The following is a 6,142-nucleotide window of genomic DNA, read 5'->3' as shown; positions in this document are numbered from 1 at the left end:
GCATTCGACCGCTTCCTGGTCGCGCTCGGCTATCCGTTCTGGGAAGAGAGCGGCAATCCGGCGTACCACCTGTTCCTAGGCTGACATCAATACGGTAGTCGCGATCGACGGCCGGAAATGAATCGAACCTGTCGATACCGGCTGATTCGAACCGCTACAGCCAAAATCGCCGCCCCGTCAGCCGAACAGCCCCGATCAATGCGAATGGCGGTGATGAATATCCGGAAAATGCGCGTGCGTATGCGTGAGCGGCGTGTGCCGATGCGCATGCGTATGCGGTTCGTCGCCATCCCAGTCGAAATCGTGCGTGTGTTGGTGATGCTCGTCGTGGCGATGCCGGTGGCTGTGTTCAAGCACCTCGTGTGTATGCGGATGCTCGTGTCGCTCGCGCAGGTGCAGCCAGATGCCGAAGGCCATCAGTGCCGCTGCCGCCCAAAAAGACAGCGCAGGCCATACCGGCCAAATCGCGAGCGACAGCCCCACGCCGAATAGCGGCGCAACCGAGAAATACGCGCCGGTGCGCGCGGTGCCGAGGTTGCGCAGCGCGACGACGAACAACACGAGGCTCACGCCGTAGCCGGCGAAGCCGGTCAGCATCGCGGCGGCGACCATCGGCGCGGCTGGCAGCCGCGAGCCGAGCGCAAACGCGATCACGAGATTGACCGTGCCCGCGACCAGGCCTTTGATGCACGCGATCGTCGCGGCATCGTGGGCCGACACTTTGCGCGTCAGGTTGTTGTCGATCGCCCAGCACGCGCACGCCGCCGCGACGAGCAGCGCACCTGCCGGCAGGTGCGCCGCGCCCGGATGCCAGGACAGCAGCACGCCGCCCGCGACGATCGCAGCCATGCCGGCGAAGATCTGCCCATCGACGTTCTCGCGAAACACCAGCCACGCAATCACGGCGGTAAATACACTTTCAAGATTGAGCAGCAGGGCGCTCGTGGCGGCGGGCGTCGCAGCGAGGCCGAGCATCAACAGCGCGGGGCCCGCCACGCCGCCCGCCGCGACCGCGCCGGCGAGCCAGGGCAGCTCCGCCAACGGCAGGCGCGCGGCCCGAGTATGGCGCGCATTGGCGGGCTCGCCGCGTGACAGGCGCCGCACCAGCATGAAGGCCGCTAGACCGGCTCCGCTGCCGAGGTAGAACAACCCGGCGACCATGAACGGCGGCAGGGCGCCGAGCAGCAGCTTCGCGACCGGGGTGGTCGAACCGAACAACACGGCGGCGAGAAGCGCGGTAAAAACCGCATGCGTTCGGACGAACATGGGCGTGGCGCGTGCGCGTGGAATAGGGGAAGGAAATGTGATGCAACGATATCGCAAACCCGGCATGATGGTCATTCGTTTGGCACCGGGCGGGCAAAACGCGTCGCGGCGGGACAACATGGCAAGGTGGAACCGTCGCGGCGGCGCAGGATGCGGCGAAACGCTGCGCGGCAGGCGGCGCGACGCATTGAGCAGTTTGCCGAATTCGGCGCGCGGCGACGTGCCGCCGCCATGTCGGCAGCCTTGAGCGCCGCCCATGGCGATGCATTCACGGCGGCAAACGCGAACACCACGCGGCGCGTCCGCACGTGCTCAATCGATCGCGGGAAAACCGGCGCGCCCTTGTGTCAAATCGAACAACGCATCACGCGCCGCATCGAGCGCGGCGGCGGGCAGACGGATCACGAGTTTGACCGTCATCCCATACGCGCTGTCGGCAAGTTCGTGTTTTTCCTGCTCGATCCAGCGCCGCACGCGCGCCTCATCGGGGTAACCCATCTCGATCGCGAGCCGTGCATACGCGATCCGGTCGACGCGCTCGGCGTCGGCGAGCGCGGCGGCGATCGCATCGGTATACGCGCGCACGAGGCCGCCCGCGCCGAGCTTCACGCCGCCGAAATAGCGCACGACGGCGCCGAGCACGCCGTCGAGGTCGTGATGGCGCAGCACCTCGAGGATCGGGCGCCCGGCCGTGCCGGATGGCTCGCCGTCGTCCGACATGCCGGACTGCCTGCCCGCGAGCAGCGCCCAGCAGACGTGCGTTGCGCCCGGATGTTCGGCGCGCAGGCGTTGCAATTCGGCCATCGCGGCGTCGCGGCCGTCGACCGGGATCGCATAGGCGATGAAGCGGCTCTTGCGAATCTCGATTTCGCGCGTGGTGATGTCGGCGAGCGTGCAGGTCATGTCGGATGTTGCATAACGTTCGGTGTATTCAATGACGTAGGCCGTTTTCCGGGTGAGGGAATCCGTGCCGCTCGAACGGCCCGCACGGCAACGGCCAACCGTGCGTTGCGGCGGACGGCGGGTGGGCCGGCCCGGTGGCGGATCGATCACAAAAAAAGGGCATTTTACGGTGTTGCGCATCGAGCGGTGCGCGGCGCAGTGGCACGCAGTGGAAAGCCGGTGCCGGGCGCCATGCACCGCGCGGGCGCGCAGGGGCCGCGGTGATCGAAACAGCGGCCGCGATTCGGTGTGCAGCGCATCGCGGGATAGCGGGCTATACGGTGGCGGGCTTGAGCGGTTGCGTGCCGATGTCGGTTCAAATCGACGCCGGCCGGCCGAAACGGGCGTGGCGCCGATCGGGCCGGGGCCGCCCACACCATGCCGTGCCCTGGTCGCGATGACGCGCGGCGACGCCATTTCGACGCGCGTTGCCGCGGAGGGTTGATCGAAGTCAACGCACAGGCGTCGCAGGCCGCCGATCATGATAACGAAGCTACGCGCGCCGGTGCGCATGGCGGGTTATCTAGCGGAGTCATCCATGTACCAGAACATCATGGTTGCGATCGACGGCAGCGCGCCGTCGATGCATGCGCTCGCCGAGGCGCTGAAGCTGGCAAAGATGAGCGGCGCACATGTGCGCGCCGTCTACGTGATCGATACGTCGGTGTTGTTTACGTATGCGGGGCTTGGCGATCCTCGCGAACTGCTCGAAGATGCGCGCATCGGCGGTGCAGAGGTGTTGACGAACGCGCAAAGCGCGCTGGCGCAAGCGGGCGTGACGGGCGATACCGAGCTGATCGAGACCGAAAGCATTGGTGACGATATCGCAAGCCGATTGGAGCGCTATGTCGAGCAGCACCGCTTCGATCTGGCGGTGATCGGCACGCACGGGCGTCGCGGCGTGCGTCGTCTGCTGCTGGGCAGCGTCGCGGAACGCTTCGTGCGCACGTCGAGTTGCCCGGTGCTGTTGGTGCGGGCCGACGAGCCGCCGCCGCGCAGCGCGCGCGCGGCGGCCTGATCAGGCGGGGGCCGGGCATGGCGCGCAAACAATATCGGATCGTCGCCGCCACGATCTGCGTTTTTTTGTCGCTCGCAGGCATGATGGCGGTGGTGACCAGCATGCTGTTCGATAACGGCGCGGCGCTGCGCTATGGCGCGATCGGATTGATTGCCGGGATCGTGGGCTTCGTCGTGATGCTCAATCCGGGCGAGAAGCGCACGTGACGTTGCGCAGGCCGGACCGCGAGCGGGCGACGTGTGCCGGTGCAGATTCGAGCGCGCATGCCGAGGCGAGCCAGGCGGCGTGAGCGCGGGTGCAGGATTGCCGCCGGGATGCCGAATACGGTCAAACTTGAGGCGCGTGCACTGCAAACTTGACGTGCGTTTGGTGTCGCCCATTTGGCCATCGGCGGGCATGCCGGGCGGCGAATATCGGAGGCGCGCGATGCGGATTTCATCTCCATGCGTTTCGCGCGCGTACTGCGCCCGCGATCTGCCTATCCGCGTTTCGCGCATCCGGCAAGCGTCGACGACACGCACGCGAAGAACGTTGAGCGCGCGGCTGAAACGCTCGAAGATCACGTCGGCGCCCGCTCGTTTCGTGATCGGAACATTCCCGTGCTCGGCAAGCCGGGAAGTCGATCTTGCTCAAATGCAAGGAGGCGGACATGACGCTGACAGGCACGATTCATACGACACAATGGTCGGTCGACGTCGACACGTCCGTTGCACCGGAAGGCGGCTATCGCTGCCGTATTCAGGTGGCGCACCAGTCGGCGGGGCAGGCGTTCGAACGTGCTTTCGAGCTTGGCCGCACGTTCGCGACCGAGCGCGACGCGGTGCTTGAAGGGTTGCGCGCGGGCATGACGTGGATCGAGATGAAAACGTCGCATGCGTTCAACGTAAGTTGACGTGACAGCCGGCTGGTCAGCCGCGCGAAGCGATGGCTGGCACAAACCCGACGGCCCCCCCAGCGTTACTTCGCGCCGGCACGCTTGATATACGCGATGTGCGATAAATGCCCGCCCCATGCGCGGCGAGCAACGCATCCGGTCACTTTTCATTTTTTATTCGACATGACAGCCGGCGAAGCGTCGGCGCGCGGTCGCCCGGATACTGCCGTCGAAGCGCCCGATCGATGAGCGGAATCATTCGAATAGCACGCTTGCGCGGCGGCCCGCGATGCCGCTTGATGCACGTCAACGCGCGAAAGGCAGCCACCCGGATCATATGAACCGGGGTTGGAATCATGACGGTTTTGCATGGGGCTTGGCGTGTCGCGGCGGTAAGCCGGGCGGGCGCGAGGTGCGATGGGAGGAGAGTTTGATGGGCGTTGGCATGCAAATCGCCTATTTCGGTTTCGCCGGATCAGCGCGGATCGAGGCGGAAGCCAGTGTGCAGCTCATGCGGCTCGGCCGCTTCGACGGCAAGATCGCGAACTGTCAGCTTGTGGTCAAGGCGCTGCGCGAATCCGATGGCCGCACGCTGTATGACGCACGGCTCGATTTGCTCGCCCGCGATCGTGAGTTGACGCCGAGCATGCGCTGCACGTATGCCGATCCGCTCGTCGCAATCCGGCATGCGTTCGATGCGGCGGAAGCGATGCTCTTGCGTGCGCAGCTCGATGAATCTTGAGGCAGAACGTCGGTACGGGCATAAGGAGAGCGTGATGCGTGACGAAGGGTTGATCGAGTTGCTGCGTGAGGCGGCCGCAGACACGTCGATTCCGGATGAGGCGCTACAGCGCTGGCTGGACGATGAAGTCGCGCGGCTCGAAGAGGGGGCGTTGATTCACGATTATGTACGCGTGTTCGCGATACGGCGCGTGCGCGAGCGGCTGGCCGCCGTGCGCAAGCGTTAGGCCGCTCGTGCTGCGCCTGACGATGCGATGCCGCCGGGCGACGTGCGCACGCAAATCGTGGATTATCTATGCGATTACGTATGGGTGAAGCGTGCGGCTTCGTAGCGACTGCGCGCCATGTTGATGTGGCCTCCTTCGTGCCGGCATCGAACTGCCGGGCGGCCGCTGATGCCGGCGCGCATTCACGGCCACCGCCTTTGGCCGGCGGCGAAAACGCAAGTGCGGTGCCGGCCAAAGGCGCGGGACGTCGGCCGCATGGCCGCGCCACCGCTGCGCTGCGCATCGCACGGCCGCCGTCGATGCCTGCTGCGCTCAGATGCGTTGCAGCCCGTCGAGATCGACGATGCGAATCCGCTTGCCGCGCGTGGCGACGAGGCCGTCGCGCTGAAACTTCGACAGCATCCGGCTGACGGTTTCGAGCTTCATGCCCAGATAGCAGCCGATTTCCTCGCGCGTCATCCGCAAATTGAACTCGGCCGGCGAATAGCCGCGCGCCTTGAAGCGTGCCGACAGATTCAGCAGGAACGCGGCGATCCGCTGCTCGGCCGTCATCGTGCCGAGTAGCGCCATCAGGCTCGATTCGCGAACGATTTCGCCGCTCATCAGTTGGTAGACGTGGTGCTGCATCGGCCTTACGTCGCGGCATACCTGCTCGAGCTGAGTGAACGGAATGATGCAGACCGTGCTGTCCTCCAGCGCGCGCGCGTCGGTGTTATGGCGCCCCGTGTGCAATCCGTCGAGCCCCAGAGACTCGCCCGCGATCTGGAAGCCGGTCACATGCTCGCGGCCGTCGCGATGCGTGAGCACGGTTTTGAACGAACCGGTGCGCACCGCGTAGATGCTTTGGAACGTGTCGCCGGACCGGTACAGCGTGTCGCCGCGCTTGACTTGCCGAGTCGTGCAAATCAGCGCGTCGAGCTGGGCGAAATCGGCGGGCGTCAGATTCGGCGGCATGCAGACTGCGCGCAGCGCGCACGATGAACAGCGCACCGTGCTGCGCTTGGGCTGGTTCGCGCGCATCGATGCCGGCATCGGCGAAATGGGATGGATCGGGATGGCGGTTAGGGCGTGGTT

General features: G+C 65.8%; 8 protein-coding genes and 1 pseudogene. 6 read left to right on the top strand and 3 right to left on the bottom strand.

Going from position 1 to position 6,142, the window contains the following annotated elements:
- Positions 1-84 (top strand): annotated as a pseudogene (locus WS68_RS29680) (threonine dehydratase); the annotation flags it as partial.
- 111 nt (positions 85-195) lie between these two features.
- Here the strand turns inward: WS68_RS29680 and WS68_RS25380 are convergent.
- Both WS68_RS25380 and WS68_RS25370 read right to left on the bottom strand, forming a co-directional pair.
- Positions 196-1,266: a DMT family transporter gene (locus WS68_RS25380; RefSeq protein ID WP_059573463.1), complete on the bottom strand. Its 1,071-nt coding sequence runs from the start codon at positions 1,264-1,266 to the stop codon at positions 196-198.
- Positions 1,267-1,578: 312 nt separating this feature from the next.
- On the bottom strand, positions 1,579-2,169 hold the full coding sequence (locus WS68_RS25370; RefSeq protein ID WP_059573468.1) for an IMPACT family protein: 591 nt from the start codon (positions 2,167-2,169) through the stop codon (positions 1,579-1,581).
- A 577-nt stretch (positions 2,170-2,746) separates the two neighbouring features.
- On the opposite strand from WS68_RS25370, the gene WS68_RS25365 reads away from it, so the two are divergent.
- The 5 genes from WS68_RS25365 (at position 2,747) to WS68_RS29335 (ending at position 5,068) form a co-directional block, all read left to right on the top strand.
- A complete protein-coding gene (locus tag WS68_RS25365) occupies positions 2,747-3,226 on the top strand; it encodes a universal stress protein (RefSeq protein ID WP_059573461.1) in 480 nt (159 codons plus the stop codon).
- A 17-nt stretch (positions 3,227-3,243) separates the two neighbouring features.
- Positions 3,244-3,432 carry a DUF2964 family protein gene (locus WS68_RS25360; protein ID WP_059573460.1) on the top strand — a complete coding sequence of 63 codons (189 nt, stop codon included), beginning with the start codon at positions 3,244-3,246 and terminating at the stop codon, positions 3,430-3,432.
- A gap of 443 nt (positions 3,433-3,875) precedes the next feature.
- Complete coding sequence (locus tag WS68_RS25350; protein ID WP_059573458.1) at positions 3,876-4,118, top strand: hypothetical protein; 243 nt, start codon at positions 3,876-3,878, stop codon at positions 4,116-4,118.
- Positions 4,119-4,545: 427 nt separating this feature from the next.
- The gene (locus WS68_RS25345) at positions 4,546-4,842 is read left to right on the top strand and encodes a hypothetical protein (RefSeq protein WP_231753122.1); all 297 of its coding nucleotides are present in this window, start codon (positions 4,546-4,548) and stop codon (positions 4,840-4,842) included.
- Between the two features lie 34 nt (positions 4,843-4,876).
- Positions 4,877-5,068 (top strand): DUF3562 domain-containing protein, encoded by a 192-nt coding sequence (locus WS68_RS29335; protein ID WP_059573466.1) that lies wholly within the window; start codon positions 4,877-4,879, stop codon positions 5,066-5,068.
- A gap of 312 nt (positions 5,069-5,380) precedes the next feature.
- Here the strand turns inward: WS68_RS29335 and fnr are convergent, their stop codons facing one another.
- Positions 5,381-6,100, bottom strand: a complete 720-nt coding sequence (fnr, locus tag WS68_RS25335) for a fumarate/nitrate reduction transcriptional regulator Fnr (protein WP_231753123.1) — start codon at positions 6,098-6,100, stop codon at positions 5,381-5,383.
- Positions 6,101-6,142 lie beyond the last annotated feature (42 nt).

This window comes from Burkholderia sp. TSV86, from assembly GCF_001522865.1.
GTDB lineage: Bacteria > Pseudomonadota > Gammaproteobacteria > Burkholderiales > Burkholderiaceae > Burkholderia.
This window is presented reverse-complemented; position numbering and strand designations above follow the sequence as displayed.

Coding starts and splice junctions, on each gene's coding strand:
- WS68_RS25380 (WP_059573463.1), bottom strand. CDS start 1,266: ATGTTCGTCCGAACGCATGCGGTTTTTACCGCGCTTCTCGCCGCCGTG.
- WS68_RS25370 (WP_059573468.1), bottom strand. CDS start 2,169: ATGACCTGCACGCTCGCCGACATCACCACGCGCGAAATCGAGATTCGC.
- WS68_RS25365 (WP_059573461.1), top strand. CDS start 2,747: ATGTACCAGAACATCATGGTTGCGATCGACGGCAGCGCGCCGTCGATG.
- WS68_RS25360 (WP_059573460.1), top strand. CDS start 3,244: ATGGCGCGCAAACAATATCGGATCGTCGCCGCCACGATCTGCGTTTTT.
- WS68_RS25350 (WP_059573458.1), top strand. CDS start 3,876: ATGACGCTGACAGGCACGATTCATACGACACAATGGTCGGTCGACGTC.
- WS68_RS25345 (WP_231753122.1), top strand. CDS start 4,546: ATGCAAATCGCCTATTTCGGTTTCGCCGGATCAGCGCGGATCGAGGCG.
- WS68_RS29335 (WP_059573466.1), top strand. CDS start 4,877: ATGCGTGACGAAGGGTTGATCGAGTTGCTGCGTGAGGCGGCCGCAGAC.
- fnr (WP_231753123.1), bottom strand. CDS start 6,100: ATGCCGGCATCGATGCGCGCGAACCAGCCCAAGCGCAGCACGGTGCGC.